The following is a 21,103-nucleotide window of genomic DNA, read 5'->3' as shown; positions in this document are numbered from 1 at the left end:
CCGCCGGTGGGTTCACTGCGATGCATCGCACGCCGCCGGTGCGCGCGGGAGGGAAGCATGGTGATCGCAGTCGTCGGGCACAGGGACCTCGGCCAATCGACCCTGGAGCTGGTGGAAGCCGAACTGAGGACGAGGCTGGACCGGCTGGCGGAGGGGGCCGCCGCGCTGGTGCGGGCCGGTTCCGGGCTGCCGGTGGTGTTCGGACGGGCCGCCCGGGAGGCGGGCCGGAAGCTGACGGTGCTGCTGCCGGCCCAGGGCGCGGTGCCCGCCCCCCTGCCCGAGCCGGACCGCTCGGCCGCGGGCGAACTGCTGGTCCTGGCCGAACACGTACGGCTGCTGGCCTTCGACCCGGCCGACCGGGACGCGTGCGTCGGTGCCGACGAGCGGCTGGTGGAGACCTGCCGGACCGTGCTCGCGGTGTGGGACGGATCACCGTCGGACGGCCGGGACGCCACCGCGCATCTGGTCGCCTTCGCGCGTGCGCGGGGCATCCGGGTGGAGGTCGTCTGGCCGGACGGCTCGGTGCGGGGGCGGGCATGAAACTGTCGGAACGCGTCGTGGAGGACAGCGGGGACGCCGAGGACACCGACAACGGCGGGCGGGCCGGAGCCGCCGGGAACGGTGGGACCGGCCACGCCCCGGAGCGTGCCGGAGCGGAGCGGGGACCGGCCTGGCTGCTGATCGTCACCGCCGCGCTCGGGCTGCTCGGCTCGTTCGTCATCACGGTCGACAAGATCGAACTGCTCGTCGACCCCGGCTTCGTGCCCGCCTGCTCGCTCAGCCCCGTGCTGTCCTGCACGAGCGTGATGACCAGCGACCAGGCGTCGGTGTTCGGCTTCCCCAACCCGCTCCTCGGGCTGATCGGCTTCGCGGTGGTGCTGTGCACCGGCGCGGGCCTGCTCGCCGGTGCGCGCTACCGGCGCTGGTACTGGCTGGGGCTGAACCTCGGCACACTGCTCGGCGTCGGCTTCTGCATGTGGCTGATGACCCAGGCCCTGTACGAGATCGGCGCCCTGTGCCTGTGGTGCATGCTGGTGTGGGCGGTCACGATCTTCATGTTCTGGCACGTCACGGTGCACAACCTGCGCCACGGCGTGCTGCCGGCGCCGCGCGCGCTGGTCGCGGCGGTGCTGGAGTTCCCGCTGGTGGTGCCGGTGACCTGGTGCCTGGCCGTCGTCATGCTGATAGCAGTCCGGTTCTGGCCGTACTGGCGGACATTCCTGTGACCGTTCCCATGCCGGTGGTGTCGAGGTGAATGTGCGTGTCCGGTATCCCGGCGGCGGACAGCCGGGTGGCGATCTCCTGCTCCGCCCCGGCCGCGGCGGTCTCGGGGGAGAGGGCCACGAAGACGTGCTGCCGGGCGAGGGCCCGCGCCCCGACGTCCCCGAAGGAGGCGCCCGCGGCGTCCGCCGTGACGACGGTCAGCCAGGGCCGGGTACGCCGGAACACGTCCAGGCACGCCGCGTCGTACATCTCCTCGCCCGTCGCCTCCCCCGGACCGGTGCGCCCCAGCAGCAGGCGCACCCGGTGCACACCGGAGCGATCCGCTTCGATCCGCTGGAGCAGCGCCTTCATCGGCGCCCAGCCCGTGCCCGAGGCGAGCAGCAGCAGGTCCGCGGAGAGCAGGTGGTCCGGCAGGGCCAGCGCGCCGCGCGGCGCACTGACGCGGACGGTGTCGCCCTCCCGCGTGCCGTGCACCAGCGCGTCGCTCACCCCGCCGGCGCCCCGGGCCCGTACATGGAACTCCAGCTCGCCGTCCGGGTGCGGTGCGCGGGCCAGGTAGTAGGGGCGCCAGGCCTGTTCCAGCAGCGGCGACTCCAGGGACGCGTACTGGCCGGCCTCGAAGGCGTAGGGCTGGTGCGGGCGGATCCGCAGCACCGCCAGGCCGGGGGTGCGGAGCTCGTGCGAGGTCACCGTCGCCTCCCAGCTGGGCGGTTCGGCGATCGCCTCGTCCGCGCCCCTGACCATCGCCGAGACCGCCAGGTGCAGCATCCGCAGCCAGGCGTCCTCCAGCGCACCGGTCCACCGGGCCCCGGCGCGCAGCCGCAGCGCCTCGATGAGCGCCGCCTCGAAGGCCTCGAACTGTGCCGGGCGGACCCCGAGTTTGCGGTGGTCGCGCCCCAACTGGCCGAAGACGCGGATCAGTTCGCCCGTACGGTGCAGATTGCCGATCAAGTAGTGGAAGATCGAGGCGAGATGGTCCTGCTGGAAGGCCATCGACTCGGGGAACAGTGCCCGGAGGTACGGGTGCCGCTCGAACAGCACCCGGTACAGGTCGGCGATCAGCTCCTCCATCGGGGCCACCAGCGCCAGCGAGTCGCTGATCAGCAACTGGTCGGCCGTGCCGTCGTAGGCACGGGGGACCTCGGTGCTCCACCGGTCCGTACGGCTGTCGGCCGGGGCCAGGATGCGTCGTCGCAGCCGCATGGCGTCGTGCCGTGCGAGCAGTGCGTGGTAGTCCTCGCTGGAGGTGTTCATGGGCCGGGGGCTCCTTGATGCAGCGCAGTGGGGGTGGCCGGAAGGGAGATGTCCGTGGCGCCCGGACGATCTTGGCGGCGTCAGTATGGCACCGGGCCCCGCCCGCTGACCGGCCCCCGGCCACAGGGACTTTCGGCCCTGTTCAGACGCCGTTCACCATGCCGTGACACCCCGCCGGAAGCACCTTTGGAGCCGGGCACATACTGTTCCCGGCCCTCTCCCCGAACCGATAGAGCCTGATGTGAGTGAGTTCGCGAACACCCCGCCGAGCACGACCCCGCCGAGCACGGACCCCCTGGGCACGACCCCGCCGGACACGGACCCGTCAGGGCCCGCGGCCCCCGTACGCGTCTTCATCCTCGACGACCACGAGGTCGTACGGCGCGGTGTGCGCGACCTGCTGGAGGCCGAGGGCGACATCGAGGTGGTCGGCGAGGCGTCCACCGCCCGGGAGGCGCTGGTGCGCGTACCGGCCACCAGACCGCAGGTCGCCGTGCTGGACGTACGCCTCGGCGACGACCGGGGCGGCGACCACGCCGGGATCGAGGTGTGCCGGGAACTGCGCGCCCTGATGCCCGAACTCGCCTGCCTGATGCTGACGTCGTTCGACGACGACGAGGCGCTGTTCGACGCCATCATGGCGGGGGCCGCGGGCTATGTGCTCAAGCAGATCAACGGCGCCGACCTGATCACCGCCGTGCGCCGGGTCGCCTCGGGCACCTCGATGCTCGACCCGCGGACGACCGCCCGGGTGATGGAACGGCTGCGGGGCGCCGAACAGCGCCCGGCCGAACCGTCCGAGGCGTCGGAACTGGACGGGCTCACGCCCCGGGAGAGGCAGATCCTGGACCTCATCGGCGAGGGACTCACCAATCGGGAGATCGCCGAACGCCTCTTCCTGGCCGAGAAGACCGTCAAGAACCGCATCTCGTCGATCCTCGCCAAACTGGGCGTGGGCCGCCGCATCCAGGCCGCGATGCTCGTCGGCCGGGTCAAGGACCGCAGGGGCTGACGGACCCGCGCCGCGGGGCCCGCCGGGCGGCACGCGCCCGGACGGGCCCTCAGTCGTGCAGCGGCGCGCGCCAGACGATCCGGGTGCCGCCGTCCGCCGGCCGCTCCACGGTCAGCGAACCGCCGCACAGCTCCGCCCGCGTACGCATGTTGGCCAGCCCCCCGGGGCGCCCGTCCGCCGGGTCGCCGGACGCCGGCCCCGTCCCGGCGGCGGCCACCACGCCGCCCCCGATCCCGACGCCGTTGTCGGTGACGGTCAGGGTCACCACCTCGTCGGCCGACAGCTCGATGCCGATGCGGGTGGCGCGGGCGTGGCGGGAGGCGTTGGACACCGCCTCGGCGGCCACCGCCACCAGGTGCTCGGCCAGTTCGTCCGGCACCGTGGTGTCCACCGGCCCGTCGATCCGCAACGAGGGCTGGAACCCCAGGGCGTGCGCCGCGGTGCGGGCGGTCTCCGCCATCCGGTGCCGCAGCCCGCCGCGGCCCGCCCGCTCCGCGGTCCGCAGGTCGAAGATGGTGGACCGGATGATCCGGATCGTGGTGTCCAGATCGTCCACCGCCCGGCTGACCCGCTCGGCCGCGTCCGGCCGGTCCGCGATGGCACGGGTGGTGCTCTGGAGCGTCATCCCGGTCGCGAAGAGCCGCTGGATCGCCAGGTCGTGCAGATCGCGGGCGATCCGGTCCCGGTCGTGCATGACGGCGAGCTCCTCGGACTCGGCCCGCCTGCGGGCCAGTTCCAGGGCGATGGCCGCCTGGTCGGCGAAGCCCGAGACGAGCGCGATCTCGGTGTCGTCGAACGGCGGACGGTCCACCGGCCGCCCCAGCCGCAGCGCGCCGCTCGCCCCCGTGTCGACCCGCAACGGCACCGTCACCACCGGCCCCAGCCCCTCCTCGACGCCGCCGCCGAACGGATGGGCCCGGGGATCGGTCCGTACGTCGGCGCAGTGCACCGGCGTCCCGGTACGGGCCGCGAGCCCGGCCAGCGACCCCCGCGCCGGGACGGACAGCCCCGTGACGCGCCCGGCGTCCTTGCCGTGGGCCACGGCGACGGTCAGCCGCGCGTCGGCCGCGTCCGCGGCCCCGGTGGCGGGCGGCGTCGGCAGCAGGATCGCGGCCCGGTCGGCCCCCGCCACCTCCATCGCCCGCTCGGCGATCAGATGCAGCACCTCGTCGGCGTCCGTCCCCGAGAGGAGGGTGCGGGTGATCTCGCCGAGAGCCTCCAGACGCCGCTCCCGGCGGCGGCTCTCGTCGTACATGCGGGCGTTGTCGATGGCCACCCCGGCCGCGATCGACAAGGTGGTCAGCACCGCCTCGTCGTCGGCGTCGAAGCCCGCCCCGCCCCGCTTCTCGGTGAGGTAGAGATTGCCGAACACCTCGTCCCGGACCCGCACCGGAACCCCGAGGAAGGTACGCATCGGCGGATGGTGGGGCGGGAAGCCGAAGCTGCGCGGATGGCTGCTGAGATCGGTGAGCCGCAGCGGTTCCGGCCGGTGGATCAGCTCACCGAGGATGCCGCGCCCGCACGGCGTCTGACCGATCTCGGCGGCCAACTGCTCCGATATGCCGACCGGCAGGAACTCCAGCAGCTTCTGCCCGTCCCCGACGATGCCGAGCGCCCCGTACTCCGCGTCGGTCAGGGTCACCGCGGCCTCCACGATGCCGCGCAGCACCTCGGGCAGTTCCAGCCCCCGCCCCAGACTCATCACGGCGTCCAGCAGACTGCGCATCCGGTCCGGCCGGCTCGGCTGCGGCCAGGCCGCCGGACCGGGGCAGCGGGCCCCGTGCGGGGCGGGGGTGCCGGAGTCCGGAGCAGGGGTCTCGCGGGGGAGGCCGGGCACCGTGGGTGCTGTCTCTGTCATCGGGGTGCCGCTCTCAGGTTCCGTGTGCCGTATGCCGGGAAGTCGCTCACCGGATCACCGCGGGGCTGGGACCGGTCCACGGCCCGTCAGCCTACGGCAGCCGCCGGACCCGGTGGCCGGACGGTGGGGCCGGTCGGCCACCCGCGGGGCCGGCGAGTGGGGCCGGTCGTCCCGGCCGACGGTGCCCGTCGGTCCCTGGAGGTCCCCGGAGGGCGCGGCCAGCATGGTGCGGCCGGGAAAGGTCCGGCCGTCCCCTCGTGATCCACCGGACCTTCCCGGCCGCTCCCCGCCGCCCTCCCCGCGGCCGGGGAGCGCTCGTGGAACGCAAGAGCTGGAGGACACGGTCCGGTGGACGCAATGGAAAAGCAGGGCAATCGAGCCGCCCCCGCACAGGGGCCCCTGCCCCCCGGCCCCGGTCGGCCGGGCCGTGCCTCCCGCGGGCGGATCGTCGTCTCGTGGCTCACCACGACCGACCACAAGCAGATCGGCACGCTGTACCTCGTCACCGCGTTCGTGTTCTTCCTCGTCGGCGGCGCGATGGCGCTCGTGATGCGCGCCGAACTCGCCCGCCCCGGCACGCAGATCATGTCCAACGAGCAGTTCAACCAGGCGTTCACCATGCACGGCTCGGTGATGCTGCTGCTGTTCGCGATGCCGCTGTTCACCGGATTCGCCAACTGGCTCATGCCGCTCCAGATAGGCGCGCCCGACGTGGCGTTCCCGCGGCTGAACATGCTGGCGTACTGGCTGTTCCTCTTCGGCTCGCTGATCGCCGCCGGGGGATTCCTCACCCCGCAGGGCGCCGCCGACTTCGGCTGGTTCGCCTACGCCCCGCTGTCCGACGCCACGCACTCACCGGGAATCGGCGCCGACATGTGGATCATGGGCGTGGCGCTCTCCGGCTTCGGGTCCATCCTCGGCGCGGTCAACTTCATCACCACCATCATCTGCATGCGCGCCCCGGGAATGACCATGTTCCGGATGTCGATCTTCACCTGGAACGTGCTGCTGACCGCCGTGCTCATCCTCCTGGTCTTCCCGGTCCTGGCCGCGGCGCTCTTCGCACTGGAGATGGACCGGAAATTCGGCTCGCACATCTTCGACCCCGCCAACGGCGGCGCGCTGCTGTGGCAGCACCTCTTCTGGTTCTTCGGCCACCCCGAGGTCTACGTACTGGCCCTGCCGTTCTTCGGGATCGTCTCCGAGATCGTCCCGGTCTTCTCCCGCAAGCCGATGTTCGGCTACATCGGCCTGGTCTCCGCGACGATCGCCATCGCCGGCCTCTCCGTCACCGTCTGGGCCCACCACATGTACGTGACCGGCGGTGTGCTGCTCCCCTTCTTCTCCTTCATGACCTTCCTGATCGCCGTACCGACCGGGGTGAAGTTCTTCAACTGGATCGGCACGATGTGGAAGGGCTCGCTGTCCTTCGAGACGCCGATGCTGTGGACCACCGGATTCCTGATCACCTTCGTCTTCGGCGGACTGACCGGGGTCATCCTGGCGTCGCCGCCGCTCGACTTCCACGTCTCGGACTCGTACTTCGTCGTCGCGCACTTCCACTACACGCTCTTCGGCACGGTCGTGTACGCGATGTTCGCCGGATTCCACTTCTGGTGGCCCAAGTTCACCGGGAAGATGCTCGACGAGCGGCTCGGGAAGATCACGTTCTGGACGCTGACGGCCGGATTCCACCTCACCTTCCTCGTCCAGCACTGGCTGGGGGCCGAGGGAATGCCGCGCCGGTACGCGGACTACCTCGCCGCCGACGGGTTCACCGCCCTCAACACGCTCTCCAGCATCGGATCGTTCCTGCTCGGACTGTCGTTCCTGCCCTTCTTCTACAACGTCTGGAAGACCAGCCAGTACGGCACGAAGGTCACCGTCGACGACCCCTGGGGCTACGGCCGTTCCCTGGAATGGGCCACCTCCTGCCCGCCGCCCCGGCACAACTTCACCTCCCTGCCCCGCATCCGCAGCGAATCCCCGGCCTTCGACCTGCACCACCCGGAGATCACCGCACTGGAAGCCACCGCGTCGCACTGACCCGCCCGCCCCGCGAGCCGTTTCCCGAGGAGTGTCACCGATGTCCCACGGAGTACTGGCAGCAGGAGTCCTCGCGCTCCTGGCCGCCGGCAACGTCTGGTACCTGCCCGCCTACGTCGACCTGCGGGCGGGCCAGGACCGGCCGCGCTCCCGGCGGCCCGCCGCGGCCGCCGTGCTGACCGGGTGGGGAACGGCCACCCTCACCCTGTTCCTGCTGCTCCTGCCCGTGGCACCGGGACTGGCCGTGCTCCCGGCGGTGGCCGGCGCCACCGCCGTGGCGTGCCTGTCCGTCCGGTCCCGGCTGCTGCGGGCCCGGGAACGGCGCGAGGAGGAGGCGTGCTGGTCCGCCCTCTTCCCGGCACCGGCGGCCGGGAGGCGGGCGACCGACTGACCGCCGGGGGGAAGGTGCTTCCGGCCCGGGTGCGCGCCCCTCCGGCGGGCCCGGGACGGACGGAGCCGCCGTCAAGGCCTCGTGGGGGAGGCCGGGGCGGCGGCTCGTGCTTCCGGGGCGCCTACGGGATCGAGTCCAGGAACGGGCGCCCGTGCTCCGCCATCAGCCGGACGGCGCGTTCGTGCTCGTCGTCGTCCTCGATGAGGAGAGCCCGACGCGTCATGGTGTTGTAGAGGGCGCCGGGACCGGTTCTCGTCCGGACGACCACCCAGCCCTCTTCCGACCCGTCCCAGAGGAATGCGTACTCGTCGGTCCTCCGCGTCACCCGACCCAGCTCCCTTCCGGAATTCGGCGGATCGTCCGATGTCTCGGGCGACATGCCGCCCGGGGTGCCTTCGAACCCGGACGGGGCACCCATCGAACCCCAGTCATGGGGGCGCCCGCGATACGTGAGAGGGTCTTGGGCGTGAGCGAGACACCACCGAACACCCTGCAGTACCGCTTCGACGGGCCCGAAGACGCTCCGATCCTGGTCCTCGGTCCCTCCCTCGGCACCTCGTTGCACATGTGGGACCGCCAGGTGCCGGAGCTCACCCGGCACTGGAGAGTCTTCCGCTACGACCTCCCGGGTCACGGCGGCGCCCCCGCACACCCCGCCACCGCCATCGGCGAACTCTCCGACCGGCTGATCGCCACCCTCGACGGCCTCGGCGTCCGGCGCTTCGGGTACGCGGGCTGCTCCATCGGCGGCGCGATCGGCGCCGACCTCGCGCTGCGCCACCCGCACCGGATCGCCTCGCTGGCCCTGGTCGCCGCCTCGGCCCGGTTCGGCAGCGCCGACGAGTTCCGCCAGCGCGGGGTGGTCGTCCGCACCAACGGTCTGGAGCCGATGGCGCGCAGCGCGCCGGAGCGCTGGTTCACCCCCGGGTTCGCCGCCGCCCAGGCGGCCATCGTCGACTGGGCCGTCCAGATGGTCCGCACCACCGACCCCGGCTGCTACATCGCCGCCTGCGAGGCCCTCGCCGCCTTCGACATCCGCGGCGAGCTCGGCCGCATCACCGTCCCGACCCTCGCCCTGGTCGGCTCGGAGGACCGGGTCACCGGACCGGGCGACGCCCGCATCCTGGTCGCGGGCATACCCGACGCCCGGCTCGCCCTCGTCCCCGGCGCCTCCCACCTCGCGCCGGTCGAACAGCCCGGAGCCGTCACCGACCTGCTCCTCACCCACTTCTCCACGGCCTGGCAGGACACCCTCTCGGGCATTCCCGTCCCGTCGGACGTCCCGCAGCTCTCCGCCCCCGTGCTGCCCGTCGCGGAGATCACCGCGGCCGTCCCGCAGCCGCAGCCCGAGACGGCCGGACGCCCCGACCCGTACGACGCCGGGATGAAGGTGCGCCGCGAGGTGCTGGGCGACGCCCATGTGGACACGACCGCGGCCGCCACCGACGACTTCACCGGCGACTTCCAGGAACTGGTCACGCGCTACGCCTGGGGAGAGGTGTGGACCCGGGAGGGGCTGGACCGCCGCACCCGCAGTTGTGTCACGCTCACCGCGCTGATCGCCTCCGGCCGCATGGAGAGCCTGGCCGCGCACGTCAGGGCCGCCCTGCGCAACGGCCTCACCCCGGCCGAGATCAAGGAGGTGCTGATGCAGACCGCCGTCTACTGCGGCGTGCCCGCCGCGAACGCGGCCTTCACCATCGCCCAGGGCGTCATCCGGGAAGAAACGACGCCCCGCCCGTAGCAGGATGGGGCCATGAACGCGGAGAACCCCACACACCTGACCCTGACCAAGAAGACGCACTCCTGCATCCGCCTGGAGAAGGACGGGCGGACGCTCGTCATCGACCCGGGCGGCTTCTCGGAGCAGGACGCCGCCGTCGGCGCCGACGCGATCCTGGTGACGCACGAGCACGTCGACCACTTCGACGAGGGGCGGCTGCGGGCCGGCCTGGAGGCCGATCCGGCCGTCGAGGTCTGGACCCTGCGCAGCGTCGCCGAGCGGCTCTCCGCGGCCTTCCCCGGCCGCGTCCACACCGTCGGCCACGGCGACGCCTTCACCGCCGCGGGCTTCGACGTCCAGGTGCACGGCGAACTGCACGCGGTGATCCACCCGGACATCCCGCGGATCACCAACATCGGCTTCCTGGTGGACGGTTCGGTGTTCCACCCGGGCGACGCGCTCACCGTCCCCGACCGGCCGGTCGACACCCTGATGCTCCCGGTGATGGCCCCCTGGAACAAGATCTCCGAGGTCATCGACTACGTGCGCGAGGTCGGACCGCGGCGCGCCATCGACATCCACGACGCGCTGCTCACCGATCTCGCCCGCCCGATCTACGACAACCAGATCGGTGGCCTCGGGGGCGCCGACCACGGCCGGCTGGCCCCGGGGGACTCGACCGGCCTGTGACCGCCGCCGGACCGGCGGCTGTCGGTGGCAGCCGCTAGGTTTACCCCCATGCGCATCGCCACCTGGAACGTCAATTCGATCACCGCCCGGCTCCCGAGGCTGCTGGCCTGGCTGGAGAGCACCGGCACGGACGTGCTGTGCATCCAGGAGACCAAGTGCGCCGCCGAACAGTTCCCGGCGGACGCGCTCCGCGAACTCGGCTACGAGTCCGCGGTCAATGCCACCGGGCGGTGGAACGGCGTGGCGCTGGTCTCCCGCGTCGGCCTGTCCGACGTCGTCACGGGCCTGCCGGACGGACCCGACTACGAGGGCGCGCAGGAGCCGCGGGCCGTCTCGGCGACCTGCGGCCCGGTCCGCCTCTGGTCGGTGTACGTGCCCAACGGCCGCGAGGTCGAGCACGCGCACTACGCGTACAAGCTGCGCTGGTTCGAGGCGCTGCGGAAGGCCGTCGCCGAGGACGCCGCGGGCCCGCGGCCGTTCGCCGTGCTGGGCGACTTCAACGTGGCCCCGACCGACGAGGACGTCTGGGACCCGGCGCTCTTCGAGGGCGCCACCCACGTCACCCCGGCCGAGCGCGCCGCCCTCGCGGCCCTGCGCGAGAAGGGGCTGTCGGACGTCATGCCGCGCCCGCTCAAGTACGACCGCCCCTACACCTTCTGGGACTACCGGGAGCTGGGCTTCCCGAAGAACAAGGGCATGCGGATCGACCTGGTCTACGGCAACGCGCCCTTCGCCGCGGCGGTCGAGGACAGCTACGTGGACCGCGAGGAGCGCAAGGGCAAGGGCGCCTCCGACCACGCCCCGGTGGTGGTGGACCTCGGCCTCTGACGGCCCCGCCGCCCCGGTGGCGCCCCCGTCCGGCGGGCGGGGCACGGCTCCGGGGCGGCGTTGTCAGTGGTCGCCGCTAGCGTGGTTCTCGTCCTTATCCCGCTTGCTGGCTGCTTGCAGAGAACAGGACGGCCCCGCCCGTTCAGCGCCGGGCGGGGCCCACGACCCGCTCGTCAGAGCGCGGCGACCCCGTCCCGTCCGTACCCGGCGACCCGCCGGATGCCCGGTGCCGCGGCGGTGCCCAGTGCCAGGACCATCAGCAGCGCGCTGACCCACAGCGGGGAGCGGAAGCCGAGCCCCGCATCGATCGCCAGCCCGCCGAACCACGGCCCGAGCGCACCGCCCACGTTGAAAGCGGCCGTCGCGAACGAACCGGACAGGGTCGGCGCGTCGGCCGCCAGCCGGAACACCCACGAGATCAGCGCCGTCCCGGTGCCGAACGCGAGCGTCCCCTGGACGAGGACGAGCACGACCGCGGCGAGCGGGCTGCCCGCGGTCAGCGCGAACCCGGCCCAGCCGACGGTCAGCGCCACCAGCCCGGCGGCGGTCCAGACGACCGGCCGCGCGTCGACGTACCGGCCGGTGGCGGCGACCCCGAGGAACGAACCCAGCCCGAACAGCGCCAGCAGCACCGGCACCCAGGCGTCCCCGAGCCCGGTGACCCGGGTGGCCAGCGGTTCGAGGTAGGAGAACGCGCAGAACGTCGCCCCCTGCACCAGGGCGCTCGTCAGCAGGGTCAGCAGCAGGGGCCGCCCGGTCAGGACCCGCAGCTCGGCACCGGCCCGGACGGGGACCGGCTCCGGCCGCTTCGCCGGGATCGCCCCGGCGATGACGACGGCGGCCGGTACGCAGACCAGGGCCACGGCCCAGAACGCGGACCGCCACCCCCAGTGCCCGCCCAGCGCCGCACCGGCCGGCACCCCGGCCACGCAGGCGAGGGTGACGCCCCCGACCACCACCGAGGTGGCGCGGGCGCGGGCCTCGGGCCCGACCATGGAGACCGCGGTCACCAGGGCCACGGCCCAGAAGCCCGCGTTGGCCAGCGCCCCGACGACCCGGGTGACCAGGAGCACCCCGTAGTTGGGGGTGAGCGCGCCGACCACATGGACGGCGCCGAAGACGCAGAGGAAGAACAGCAGCGCCCGACGCCGCGGCCAGGAGCGGCTGAAGAGCGCCATCAACGGCGCCCCGACGATCATCCCGATCGCGAAGGCCGAGGTCAGCAGGCCCGCGGCCGGGATGGACACATGCAGATCGGAGGCGATGTCCGAGACCAGACCGGACAACATGAACTCGGAGGTGCCCTGGGCGAAGACGGCGAGCCCGAGCGCGTAGACGGCAAATGGCATGAAGGAACCCCATGGACGGCTGATGGATGGACCAAACAGAGGGGGTGCGGGCCCGCGCCCGCCCGTCGTGACGGGCGGCGACGCGGAAGAACGTCCGGGAGCACCCGGGACGTGATCCGGCGGAACGGCGGAAGCCGGGGCTGGGGAACGCGCGTCGTCGTACCGCGTACGGGGGTGACGCCGTACGGGCGTATCGCGTACGGAAGCGGTCACGAGCGCATCGGGAGAGCGCAGCCCACACCGTGGCGGTCCTGCGGCGGCAGCCGGGGCGGAGACGATCCGGGGCCGGGGTCCGGCCCCGCGGGATCGATTCGACGACGGATCGGCCACCGGCGGACCGGTGGCTAGCCTCTGTCGGACTCGGGGCTGGACATGGACGCGAAACTACCAGCCCGGACGTTTGGCCTCCACCCTTTTCGGCCGGGACCCGGACTCCTCGGCACGGGGAGCGGGCACCACGGCCGGTGTCGGGTACTCGGACGCCGGGCCGCGCGCCCTGTGGTGCGCGACACACCGGGGATGCGACCCTGGGCGGTATGAACATCCCTTTCCTGGACAACTGGCGTAAGCGTCACGACGGCACGCGGGGGGCGGGGCTCGCCGCCGCGGTCGCCGCCGATCCCGAGGGCGTGGCCGAGCTTCTCGCCGAGTGCGAGCTGCTGCGTGTCCGGGTGGGGGAGCGGGGGCTCCGACTCGACGACACCCCGGCCTCGTTGGCGGCCCTCGACCAGCTGCCGCCGCGCTGGCGCGACGACCCCGAGGAGCTGCCCTGGCTGGGCAACGACGCGGGTCTGTACCTGGGGACGGTGCTGGTGCGGAACGTCTCCGGCGCGGCCTGGAGCATCAGGCCCAGCGGGCAGCCCGTCGTGCGGCTCGCGTCGGGGCGCGAGATCGACGTGGTCGAGGCGGGTCTGGACTGGGCGATCTCCGGCAGCCCCGAGCTTTCGCAGGTGTACTCGGAGTCGGCCGAGGGATAGGGATTTCCCTACAACCGGACAAGAAGCCTTATGCACCATTTGTGCGTGTCGATGGTGAAGTCCCTTTTCGGGCTGGTTAGTTTGCGCTGACCTCGGCACAGCGAAAAGTGGGTAGGGCAGCGTATGGCCGTCGATCCGTTGATCGAGCTGCGGGACGTCAACAAGTTCTACGGACAGTTGCACGTACTGCAGGACATCAGTCTCACCGTCGGCCGCGGGGAGGTGGTGGTGGTCATCGGCCCCTCCGGCTCCGGCAAGTCGACGCTCTGCAGGACCATCAACCGACTCGAGACGATCGAGTCGGGACACATCGCGATCGACGGCAGACCCCTCCCCGAGGAGGGCAGGGGACTGGCCGACCTCCGGGCCGAAGTGGGCATGGTCTTCCAGTCGTTCAACCTCTTCGCGCACAAGACCGTGCTGGCCAACGTCTCGCTCGCCCAGCTCAAGGTCCGCAGGCGGAAGAAGGACGAGGCGGACCGGCGCTCCCGCGAACTGCTGGAACGGGTCGGGCTCGCCGCGCACGCCGACAAGTACCCCGCCCAGCTCTCCGGCGGCCAGCAGCAGCGCGTGGCCATCGCCCGCGCCCTCGCCATGGACCCCAAGGCACTGCTCTTCGACGAGCCGACCTCCGCGCTCGACCCGGAGATGATCAACGAGGTGCTGGAGGTCATGCAGCAACTCGCCCGGGACGGCATGACGATGGTCGTCGTCACGCACGAGATGGGCTTCGCCCGCTCCGCGGCCAACCGGGTCGTCTTCATGGCCGACGGGCGCATCGTCGAGGACCGCACCCCCGAGGCGTTCTTCACCGCTCCGGAGAGCGACCGCGCCAAGGACTTCCTGTCCAAGATCCTCAAGCACTGACGGGGGCTCCGTGTTGCGTACGACAAGAGTTCTGGGAGTCCTGGCCGGCCTCCTGCTGGCCGCCCTCGCCGCCGCCGGCTGCGGCAGGGAGGGCAGCCCGCCGGTGAAGGGGCCCAAGCCCGAACAACTGCCGGTGTACAAGGTCGACACCGGCTTCCGGCTGCCCGACTCGCCGACCTGGACGAAGGCGAAGAAGCGCGGATACCTCCGGGTCGGGGCCAAGGAGGACCAGCCCTACCTGGGCGAGAAGGACCCCGCCACCGGCGTCTATTCGGGCTTCGACATCGAGATCGCCAGGATGATGGCGGCCTCGCTCGGCTTCGACCCGAAGACGATCCGTTTCCGGACCATCGCCTCCGCCAACCGCGAGACGGCGCTGCAGAACGGACAGATCGACTACTACGTGGGCACCTACACCATCAACGACATGCGCAAGAAGCTCGTCGGCTTCGCCGGGCCGTACTACATGGCAGGGCAGAGCCTCCTCGTCCGCACCGACGAGAACGACATCCACGGACCGCAGGACCTGGCCGGGAAGACGGTCTGCTCGGCCGCGGGCTCGACCCCGTACCAGCGCATCGCCGCCGACTACCCGAAGGCGATCCTGGTCTCCTACGACACGTACTCGATCTGCGTGGACAACCTGCTGACCTACCAGGTCGACGCCGTCACCACCGACGACGCCATCCTGCTGGGCTTCGCGGCCAAGGCACCCGACGAGATGAAGGTGGTCGGCAAGCCGTTCTCCGAGGAGCCGTACGGCATCGGGGTCCCGCGCAACGACAACGCGCTCCGGTTCGCGCTCAACGACGCCCTGGAGGCCAACGAGAAGAACGGCAACTGGAAGAAGGCGTTCGAGGCCACGCTCGGCCTGTCCGGCGTCCCCGCGCCGACACCGCCGCCCATCGACCGCTACCCGGCGACCTGAGAGGGCGGACCACGACCATGGACGTACTCACCGAGAACTTCTCGCTCTACGGCAAGGGCTTCCTGGGCACGGTCGAACTGACCGTCTACTCCTCGATCCTGGCCCTGCTCCTCGGCTTCTTCATGGCCTCCTGCCGGGTGGCCCCCGTCGGCTCGCTCCGGGTGCTCGGCACGGTCTGGGTGACCGTGCTGCGCAACACCCCGCTGACCCTGCTCTTCTTCGCCGTCCTGCTCGGACTGCCCCGCTTCGGCCTGGTGCTCCCCTTCGAGGTCTTCGCGGTGCTCGCACTCGGCTGCTACACCTCCGCGTTCATCTGCGAGGTGCTGCGCTCGGGCATCAACACCGTGCCGAGGGGACAGGGCGAGGCGGCCCGCAGCCTCGGCATGACGTTCGGCCAGACACTGAACACCGTGGTGCTGCCGCAGGCGTTCCGGTCGGTGATCCCGCCGATCGGCTCGACGCTGATCGCCCTCGCCAAGAACTCCGCGATCGCCGGCGCGTTCAGCGTCACCGAACTGCTCGGCACCTACAAGACCCTCAACGAGCTGGGTTACAGCATCATCTGGACCTTCGTCTGGATCGCCGTCGGCTACCTGATCATCACCCTGTCCATCAGTGCGCTCTTCAACGTGATGGAGAAGCGCTGGGGAGTCGCCCGATGACCACCCGCACCGCACCGTCCGCCACCGCGCTCTACGACATCCCGGGCCCCGCGGCCCGCAGACGGCACAGGGCGTACGGGATCGTCTCGACGGCGCTGATCCTCGCCCTGTTCGGCTGGATCGTCTATCTGCTCTTCGACACCGGGCAGTTCACCGCCGCCAAGTGGACCCCCTTCACCTACAAGGGCATCCAGGAACTGCTGCTGCGCGGACTGGGCAACACCCTCAAGGCGTTCGCGTACGCCGCGGTGCTCTCCCTGCTGCTCGGCGCGGTGCTCGCCGTCGGACGGCTCTCCGAGCACCGGATCGTGCGGTGGATCGCGACGCTGTTCGTCGAGTTCTTCCGGGCCATGCCCGTACTGGTGATGATCTTCTTCATCTTCGTGGCGCTGAAGGTGCAGCCGCTGCCCGCGCTGGTCACCGGGCTGACCCTGTACAACGGCTCGGTGCTCGCCGAGGTGTTCCGCACCGGGATCAACTCGGTGGAGCGCGGCCAGCGCGAGGCCGCGTACGCCCTGGGGATGCGCAAGACGCACGTCATGACCTACGTACTGGCCCCGCAGGCGGTGCGGGCCATGCTGCCCACCATCATCAGCCAGTTGGTCGTGGCGCTGAAGGACACCTCGCTCGGCTACCTGATCACCTACGAGGAGTTCCTCCACGCGGGCAAGCTCATCGCGTCCAACCTCGACTACGATCTTCCCTTCATCCCCGTGGTGATGGTGATCTCGCCGATCTACATCGGGATGTGCATGCTGCTCTCCTGGTTCGCGACCTGGGTGGCCGAGCGGGAGAGGCGCAGTCCGAAGATGAAGGCCGTGGATGTCGCACCGGCCGAACCAGGAACGCTGCTGCCGGGAGTGCAGTAGCGGGGGCCCGCCGCGAGGCGGTCCCCGAGGAGCAGTGCCCCGTCGGCAGCAGCCGGTGATCACTTCTCGCGCGGGACGACGGATCCGTGCGACGGGTCCTTCCCGGGCGAGAAGAAGGTCAGCTGCGTGCCGGCCGGGCCGTGCTCGACGTACGGCGGCCGACGGCGTCGCCCGCCCCGGGGCGGCCCCCTCGGGGCGTACGTCGGCGGGCGTCCGCGCCGGCTCCGCGCTCCCGCCGGGCCGTGGGCCGCCCGGGACCGCTCCCGACGGCCCGCGACCCCGCAAGGGGCCCGTTCCTCCCGTTACAGCGCGCTCTTCGCCCGCCAGTCGGCCCACGACACGTTCCACGCCCCGTAGCCGTTGCCCTCCGCGACCGTGCCCTTGGCGTCCGCGCCGGTGATCTCGAACGGGTCACCGGCCCGCACCTGCCCGTACAGCGCACCGGCATCGGCGTCGCTCATCCCGATGCAGCCCGAACTGCGGTTCGCCGAGCCGAAGTACGCGGCGTTCCAGGGCGCCGCGTGGGCGTACATCCCCGACCAGGTCAGCCGCATCGACGAGTCGACCATCTTGTCGTAGGCGTTGCCGAGGCCGACCGTCTCCGAACGCATGTTGATCGTGCCCTCCTTGGACATCAGCACGGCCGTGCCGCGCCAGGACGCCTTCTCGCCGCCGGGGGTACCGGCCGACATGGGCACGTCCATGACGGTCTTCCCGCCCCGCTGCAACGCGAGCCGGTGGCGGTCCAGATCGACCTTCACCACCTGCTCGTCGCCGATCGTGAAGGTGGTCCGGTAGTCGCGGACGAACCAGCCGCCGGACGGGCCCGAGTCGACGCCGTTGAGATCGGCGTCGAGCGTGATCTTCGTGCCGGACCGCCAGTACTCCTTGGGCCGCCAGTCGACCCGGTCCTTGCCGGAGTAGTCCTGCAGCCAGCCCCAGGAACCCTCGGTGCCGTTCGAGGTGGAGACCTTCAGGGCCCTCTCCACCGCGGCCCGGTCCTTCACCGGGTTGTCGAAGACGACCGACAGCGGCTGGGCGATGCCGACCGTGGTGTTCTTGCCCGGGGCCAGCGTCAGCTTGTTGACCTTGTCGGCGGCCGCGGTGGTGAAGGCGGCCGTGCCGCTGCCGCCCTCGGCGTCCTTCGCCTCGACGCGGTACGCGGTGCCGGGCGCGGCCACCCGGTCCGACGTCCAGGTCCGGCCGTCGGCGGATATCCGGCCGGTGAGGGCGTCCCCTCCGTCCGCGCTCACCGCGACCGACTTCAGCTTTCCGGCGCCGAGCGTCACCTTCACCGGCTTCCCCGGGGCGGCGGCGTCGCCCCGGAGGTTCACCGAGATCCCGGCGCCGCGCGCCGCCCCGGCCGGACCGCCCGCGGCCGAGTCCGACGCGGAGGCCCCGGAGCAGGCGGTGAGCGTGAGGCCGAGCACCGCGGTCCCGGCGGTCAGGGCGAACCGGACCGGGCGGGCGGGAGCGGCGGTACGGCGTACGGGCCGGCGTGCAGCGAACAACGGAAAAACCTCCAAGGCAGTGCTTCTCGCCGGGGGAGAGCCGATCCGGGAGGGGACAGGTTCCACGAAATAGCAGAAAATCGGGAAATCCCGGTGTGAGATGGACCGCAGTGCGACAGGCCGTCCCCGCCGCCCGCACCGCCGTGTGCGGGTGGGCACCGGCGCGCGGGGTACCCTCCATCCCTGATCCGGACGCCCGCCCGGTCGCTCCGCCGGACGGGGCGGTACCGGCGACCGGGCCGTCAAGACGCTCGGGGGAACGGGAGACCGCGGTGGGCGGAGCCATGGACAGCACCTCGTACAGGACGCCCCGGGCGTCCTCGGCCGTACGGGGACGCCGATGACGACCACCCCGCAGGCCCCCGCCGAACGGACCGCGGAGCGCCGGTCCGGCTCGGTGCTGCGCAGCGGAGCCGTCATGGCCGCCGGCTCCGTCGTCTCCCGCGCCACCGGCTTCATACGCTCGGCGGTGGTCGTCGCCGCGCTCGGCACCGGGCTCCAGGCCGACGGGTACAACGTCGCCAACACCGTGCCCAACATCCTCTACACCCTGCTCATCGGCGGCGCGCTCAACGCCGTCTTCGTCCCCGAGCTGGTGCGCGCCGCGCGGAACCATCCCGACGGCGGAGCCGCGTACACCGACCGGCTGCTCACCGTCTGCACCGTCGCCCTGCTCGCCCTCACCGGCCTCACGGTCGTCGGGGCCCCGTGGATCGTCGAGGTCTACGCCCCCGGCTACCGCGGCGGCCAGGCGGAGCTGACCGTGGCCCTGGCCCGCTACTGCCTGCCGCAGATCCTCTTCTACGGACTGTTCACCCTGCTCGGCCAAGTGCTCAACGCCCGCGACCGGTTCGGCGCGATGATGTGGACCCCGGTCCTCAACAACCTGGTGATCATCGCGGTGTTCGGGATCTTCCTGGGCGTCGCCACCGGTTCCGACGGCACGCTGACCCCGGCACAGGCCCAATGGCTCGGCTGGGGCACGACCGCGGGCATCGCCGTCCAGACCCTCGCCCTGGTGCCCGCGCTGCGCGCCGCAGGGTTCCGCTGGCGGCCCCGGTTCGACTGGCGGGGCAGCGGCCTCACCCGGCCGCTGCGCGCGGCCGGATGGCTCGTCATGCTCGTGCTGACCAACCAGATCGCGTACTGGGTGGTCACCCGGCTCTCCACCACCGTCGGGCAGAGCGCCGCGGACCAGCACATGGCGGGCGGCCCCGGCTACACCGCGTACAGCTACGCCTATCAGCTGTGGGTGGTGCCGCACGGCATCGTCACCGTCTCGCTCGTCACCGCCCTGATGCCCCGGATGAGCCGCGCCGCGGCCGACCACGACCTGGCGGGGGTGCGGCGCGACGTCTCGTACGCCCTGCGCACCTCGGCGGCGGTCGTGGTGCCCGCCGCGGCCCTGCTGTTCGCGCTGGCGCCGTGGGTGATGGGCGCCGTGTACGGGTACGGGCGCACGAACGACGCGGGCATCACCGTGATGGCGGGCATGCTGATGGCGTTCGCGCCCGGACTGATCGCCTACTCGGGCCAGTACGTGCTCTCCCGCGCGTTCTACGCGATGAGCGACACCCGGACCCCGTTCCTCCTCAACCTGGTGATCGCCGCGCTCAACGCCGGTCTCTCGGTCGCCGCCTATCTGCTGCTGCCGATCCGCTGGGCCGTGACGGGGATGGCCGGGGCCTACTCGGTGGCACTGTTCGTGGGCTTCGGGATCACCGCGTACGTGCTGCGCCGGAGGATCTCGGACCGTGCCGCGCCCGGGGTGCCGCCGACGCGCTCCACCGCACCGGTGGCACAGGCGCGACTGGTGGTGGCGGCCGTGCCCGCCGGACTGCTGGGATACGCGGCGGCCCGCGCCTGCGCGTCGTACGGGGACTTCGCCGCCCTGGGCGCGGGGACCTGCGTCCTGCTGCTCACGGTGGCGCTGCTGGCACGGCCGCTGCGGCTGCGGGAGATCGAGGCCGCGCTCGCGGCGGGGCGGAGGCGGCTGCGACGGTCCGGGTGACACCGGACCGTGCCGCCCGGTGGGGCGCTCCCGGCACGGTCACGGGGCATCGCGGTCCGTCACCGGGGCCGTGCCGCCGAGTCCTGGAGCGCAAGGGGCGGGGCGTCCCGGCCCCTGCCCGCGTCCCGTCCGCCAGGACGCCCGCCCCCGCCGTTCAGCCCGTCGCGCGGTGGGAGTTGCGCGGTGCCGGGACGGGGGCCTGTGCGGCGCGGGTCACGTCCGCGACGAGTTCCACCACGTCGGGGCCGTACGCCTGCGAGTTGACGACCTTCAGCAGCAGGCAGAAGGTGCTGTCGCCGTACTTGCGGAACAGCCTCTCGTGGTTGCGGGCCAGGTAGCGGGAGGCCGCCTGGTTGGTGATCGCCTGCTGACCGCAGAACAGGAAGACGGGACGGGCATCCTGACCGACCGTCAGCCTGGCCAGCAGTACGTGCTCGGCGACCCCCTTCTCGGCCCGGTAGCGCTCCGTGCCGATCTGGAAGGCGCCCCGGTCGGGGCCGGGCTCGGGGCTGGTGTTCACCTTCACGCCCGGCAGCAGGGAATGGAGGTGCGCGGCCATCCGCCGATTCGAGACCGGCCCTCCGACGCAGAACTCGGTGCGCTCGCCGAAGCCCTGCTGTGCGATGTCGTGGGACATGATCTGCGCGTGGGCGGAACAGTCCTTGATGAGCGCGGAGAGTTCGAGCAGGGCGAAGACGTCGTGGCGGTGGACGGAGCCGTCACCGCCCGCGTCGCGGTTGACGACGAGCAGGCACTCGGAATTGCCCGGGAGCCCGAAGAAGGCCTGTTTGCGCCGGAGTCTGCGGCGCCAGAGGTAGGTGCGGGCGAGCCAGCCCAGCGAGGCGCTGATGCCGGCGGCTATCACGCCCAGCAGGATGTTGCGTACGTCGTCGGTCATGGGCG

At 72.0% G+C, this 21,103-nt stretch carries 20 protein-coding genes; 14 read left to right on the top strand and 6 right to left on the bottom strand.

What is annotated here, in order from left to right; translation table 11 throughout:
* The first annotated feature begins 60 nt into the window (after positions 1–60).
* Both ABZZ04_RS19970 and ABZZ04_RS19965 read left to right on the top strand, forming a co-directional pair.
* Positions 61–540: a hypothetical protein gene (locus ABZZ04_RS19970; RefSeq protein ID WP_356933577.1), complete on the top strand. Its 480-nt coding sequence runs from the start codon at positions 61–63 to the stop codon at positions 538–540.
* Positions 537–1,226, top strand: coding sequence for a vitamin K epoxide reductase family protein (locus ABZZ04_RS19965; RefSeq protein WP_356933526.1), 690 nt, complete (start codon positions 537–539; stop codon positions 1,224–1,226). Before ABZZ04_RS19970 ends, ABZZ04_RS19965 begins: the two co-directional genes overlap by 4 nt.
* Here ABZZ04_RS19965 and ABZZ04_RS19960 read toward each other — a convergent pair.
* A complete protein-coding gene (locus ABZZ04_RS19960) occupies positions 1,177–2,478 on the bottom strand; it encodes a globin domain-containing protein (RefSeq protein WP_356933525.1) in 1,302 nt (433 codons plus the stop codon). The two genes, ABZZ04_RS19965 and ABZZ04_RS19960, sit on opposite strands and share 50 nt — an antisense overlap.
* 295 nt (positions 2,479–2,773) lie before the next feature.
* Here ABZZ04_RS19960 and ABZZ04_RS19955 point away from each other — a divergent pair, with 295 nt between their 5' ends.
* On the top strand, positions 2,774–3,490 hold the full coding sequence (locus ABZZ04_RS19955; protein ID WP_356933576.1) for a response regulator transcription factor: 717 nt from the start codon (positions 2,774–2,776) through the stop codon (positions 3,488–3,490).
* A 49-nt stretch (positions 3,491–3,539) separates the two neighbouring features.
* On the opposite strand, the gene ABZZ04_RS19950 is transcribed toward ABZZ04_RS19955, so the two are convergent.
* Entirely contained in the window at positions 3,540–5,216 is a 1,677-nt protein-coding gene (locus ABZZ04_RS19950) for a GAF domain-containing protein (RefSeq protein ID WP_356933575.1), read from the bottom strand.
* 489 nt (positions 5,217–5,705) lie between these two features.
* Between ABZZ04_RS19950 and ctaD the strand changes: the two genes are divergently transcribed.
* Both ctaD and ABZZ04_RS19940 read left to right on the top strand, forming a co-directional pair.
* Positions 5,706–7,394 carry a cytochrome c oxidase subunit I gene (ctaD, locus tag ABZZ04_RS19945; RefSeq protein ID WP_356933574.1) on the top strand — a complete coding sequence of 563 codons (1,689 nt, stop codon included), beginning with the start codon at positions 5,706–5,708 and terminating at the stop codon, positions 7,392–7,394.
* Positions 7,395–7,434: 40 nt separating this feature from the next.
* Positions 7,435–7,785 (top strand): hypothetical protein, encoded by a 351-nt coding sequence (locus ABZZ04_RS19940; protein ID WP_356933524.1) that lies wholly within the window; start codon positions 7,435–7,437, stop codon positions 7,783–7,785.
* A gap of 121 nt (positions 7,786–7,906) precedes the next feature.
* Here the strand turns inward: ABZZ04_RS19940 and ABZZ04_RS19935 are convergent, their stop codons facing one another.
* The gene (locus ABZZ04_RS19935) at positions 7,907–8,110 is read right to left on the bottom strand and encodes a hypothetical protein (protein WP_356933523.1); all 204 of its coding nucleotides are present in this window, start codon (positions 8,108–8,110) and stop codon (positions 7,907–7,909) included.
* Between the two features lie 141 nt (positions 8,111–8,251).
* Between ABZZ04_RS19935 and pcaC the strand changes: the two genes are divergently transcribed.
* Genes pcaC through ABZZ04_RS19920 form a run of 3 tightly spaced genes read left to right on the top strand, consistent with a single transcriptional unit; the run spans position 8,252 to position 11,026 of the window.
* A complete protein-coding gene (gene pcaC / locus ABZZ04_RS19930; protein WP_356933522.1) occupies positions 8,252–9,529 on the top strand; it encodes a 4-carboxymuconolactone decarboxylase in 1,278 nt (425 codons plus the stop codon).
* Positions 9,530–9,541: 12 nt separating this feature from the next.
* On the top strand, positions 9,542–10,198 hold the full coding sequence (locus ABZZ04_RS19925; RefSeq protein ID WP_148840191.1) for an MBL fold metallo-hydrolase: 657 nt from the start codon (positions 9,542–9,544) through the stop codon (positions 10,196–10,198).
* 48 nt (positions 10,199–10,246) lie between these two features.
* On the top strand, positions 10,247–11,026 hold the full coding sequence (locus ABZZ04_RS19920; RefSeq protein WP_356933521.1) for an exodeoxyribonuclease III: 780 nt from the start codon (positions 10,247–10,249) through the stop codon (positions 11,024–11,026).
* Positions 11,027–11,199: 173 nt separating this feature from the next.
* Here ABZZ04_RS19920 and ABZZ04_RS19915 read toward each other — a convergent pair whose 3' ends face one another.
* Complete coding sequence (locus tag ABZZ04_RS19915; RefSeq protein WP_356933520.1) at positions 11,200–12,375, bottom strand: Cmx/CmrA family chloramphenicol efflux MFS transporter; 1,176 nt, start codon at positions 12,373–12,375, stop codon at positions 11,200–11,202.
* 536 nt (positions 12,376–12,911) lie between these two features.
* Here ABZZ04_RS19915 and ABZZ04_RS19910 point away from each other — a divergent pair.
* The 5 genes from ABZZ04_RS19910 (at position 12,912) to ABZZ04_RS19890 (ending at position 16,678) form a co-directional block, all read left to right on the top strand.
* Entirely contained in the window at positions 12,912–13,352 is a 441-nt protein-coding gene (locus ABZZ04_RS19910) for a DUF6278 family protein (RefSeq protein WP_356933519.1), read from the top strand.
* Between the two features lie 123 nt (positions 13,353–13,475).
* The gene (locus ABZZ04_RS19905; protein WP_356933518.1) at positions 13,476–14,219 is read left to right on the top strand and encodes an amino acid ABC transporter ATP-binding protein; all 744 of its coding nucleotides are present in this window, start codon (positions 13,476–13,478) and stop codon (positions 14,217–14,219) included.
* A gap of 13 nt (positions 14,220–14,232) precedes the next feature.
* Positions 14,233–15,147, top strand: a complete 915-nt coding sequence (locus tag ABZZ04_RS19900; protein ID WP_356933573.1) for a glutamate ABC transporter substrate-binding protein — start codon at positions 14,233–14,235, stop codon at positions 15,145–15,147.
* A gap of 17 nt (positions 15,148–15,164) precedes the next feature.
* On the top strand, positions 15,165–15,809 hold the full coding sequence (locus ABZZ04_RS19895) for an amino acid ABC transporter permease (protein ID WP_356933517.1): 645 nt from the start codon (positions 15,165–15,167) through the stop codon (positions 15,807–15,809).
* The gene (locus ABZZ04_RS19890) at positions 15,806–16,678 is read left to right on the top strand and encodes an amino acid ABC transporter permease (RefSeq protein WP_356933516.1); all 873 of its coding nucleotides are present in this window, start codon (positions 15,806–15,808) and stop codon (positions 16,676–16,678) included. The genes ABZZ04_RS19895 and ABZZ04_RS19890 overlap by 4 nt, the downstream gene beginning before the upstream one ends.
* A 302-nt stretch (positions 16,679–16,980) precedes the next feature.
* Here ABZZ04_RS19890 and ABZZ04_RS19885 read toward each other — a convergent pair whose 3' ends face one another.
* Positions 16,981–18,189, bottom strand: a complete 1,209-nt coding sequence (locus tag ABZZ04_RS19885; protein ID WP_356933515.1) for an Ig-like domain-containing protein — start codon at positions 18,187–18,189, stop codon at positions 16,981–16,983.
* A 340-nt stretch (positions 18,190–18,529) separates the two neighbouring features.
* Between ABZZ04_RS19885 and murJ the strand changes: the two genes are divergently transcribed.
* Entirely contained in the window at positions 18,530–20,200 is a 1,671-nt protein-coding gene (murJ, locus tag ABZZ04_RS19880; RefSeq protein WP_356933514.1) for a murein biosynthesis integral membrane protein MurJ, read from the top strand.
* 154 nt (positions 20,201–20,354) lie between these two features.
* Here murJ and ABZZ04_RS19875 read toward each other — a convergent pair whose 3' ends face one another.
* Positions 20,355–21,098: a hypothetical protein gene (locus ABZZ04_RS19875; protein WP_356933513.1), complete on the bottom strand. Its 744-nt coding sequence runs from the start codon at positions 21,096–21,098 to the stop codon at positions 20,355–20,357.
* Between the last annotated feature and the right edge of the window lie 5 nt (positions 21,099–21,103).

The organism is Streptomyces sp. NPDC006435, assembly GCF_040612315.1.
Lineage (GTDB): Bacteria > Actinomycetota > Actinomycetes > Streptomycetales > Streptomycetaceae > Streptomyces.
Note: the sequence above shows the minus strand (reverse complement) of the source record. Positions and strands in the feature narration are given on the sequence as shown.

What these genes read in the sequence shown, in the direction of transcription:
- ABZZ04_RS19895 (WP_356933517.1), top strand. Translation starts at nt 15,165, where the DNA reads ATGGACGTACTCACCGAGAACTTCTCGCTCTACGGCAAGGGCTTCCTG.
- ABZZ04_RS19960 (WP_356933525.1), bottom strand. Translation starts at nt 2,478, where the DNA reads ATGAACACCTCCAGCGAGGACTACCACGCACTGCTCGCACGGCACGAC.
- ABZZ04_RS19875 (WP_356933513.1), bottom strand. Translation starts at nt 21,098, where the DNA reads ATGACCGACGACGTACGCAACATCCTGCTGGGCGTGATAGCCGCCGGC.
- ABZZ04_RS19910 (WP_356933519.1), top strand. Translation starts at nt 12,912, where the DNA reads ATGAACATCCCTTTCCTGGACAACTGGCGTAAGCGTCACGACGGCACG.
- ABZZ04_RS19925 (WP_148840191.1), top strand. Translation starts at nt 9,542, where the DNA reads ATGAACGCGGAGAACCCCACACACCTGACCCTGACCAAGAAGACGCAC.
- ABZZ04_RS19905 (WP_356933518.1), top strand. Translation starts at nt 13,476, where the DNA reads ATGGCCGTCGATCCGTTGATCGAGCTGCGGGACGTCAACAAGTTCTAC.
- ABZZ04_RS19890 (WP_356933516.1), top strand. Translation starts at nt 15,806, where the DNA reads ATGACCACCCGCACCGCACCGTCCGCCACCGCGCTCTACGACATCCCG.
- ABZZ04_RS19950 (WP_356933575.1), bottom strand. Translation starts at nt 5,216, where the DNA reads ATGCGCAGTCTGCTGGACGCCGTGATGAGTCTGGGGCGGGGGCTGGAA.
- ABZZ04_RS19940 (WP_356933524.1), top strand. Translation starts at nt 7,435, where the DNA reads ATGTCCCACGGAGTACTGGCAGCAGGAGTCCTCGCGCTCCTGGCCGCC.
- ABZZ04_RS19920 (WP_356933521.1), top strand. Translation starts at nt 10,247, where the DNA reads ATGCGCATCGCCACCTGGAACGTCAATTCGATCACCGCCCGGCTCCCG.
- ctaD (WP_356933574.1), top strand. Translation starts at nt 5,706, where the DNA reads ATGGAAAAGCAGGGCAATCGAGCCGCCCCCGCACAGGGGCCCCTGCCC.
- ABZZ04_RS19915 (WP_356933520.1), bottom strand. Translation starts at nt 12,375, where the DNA reads ATGCCATTTGCCGTCTACGCGCTCGGGCTCGCCGTCTTCGCCCAGGGC.
- ABZZ04_RS19965 (WP_356933526.1), top strand. Translation starts at nt 537, where the DNA reads ATGAAACTGTCGGAACGCGTCGTGGAGGACAGCGGGGACGCCGAGGAC.
- murJ (WP_356933514.1), top strand. Translation starts at nt 18,530, where the DNA reads ATGACGACCACCCCGCAGGCCCCCGCCGAACGGACCGCGGAGCGCCGG.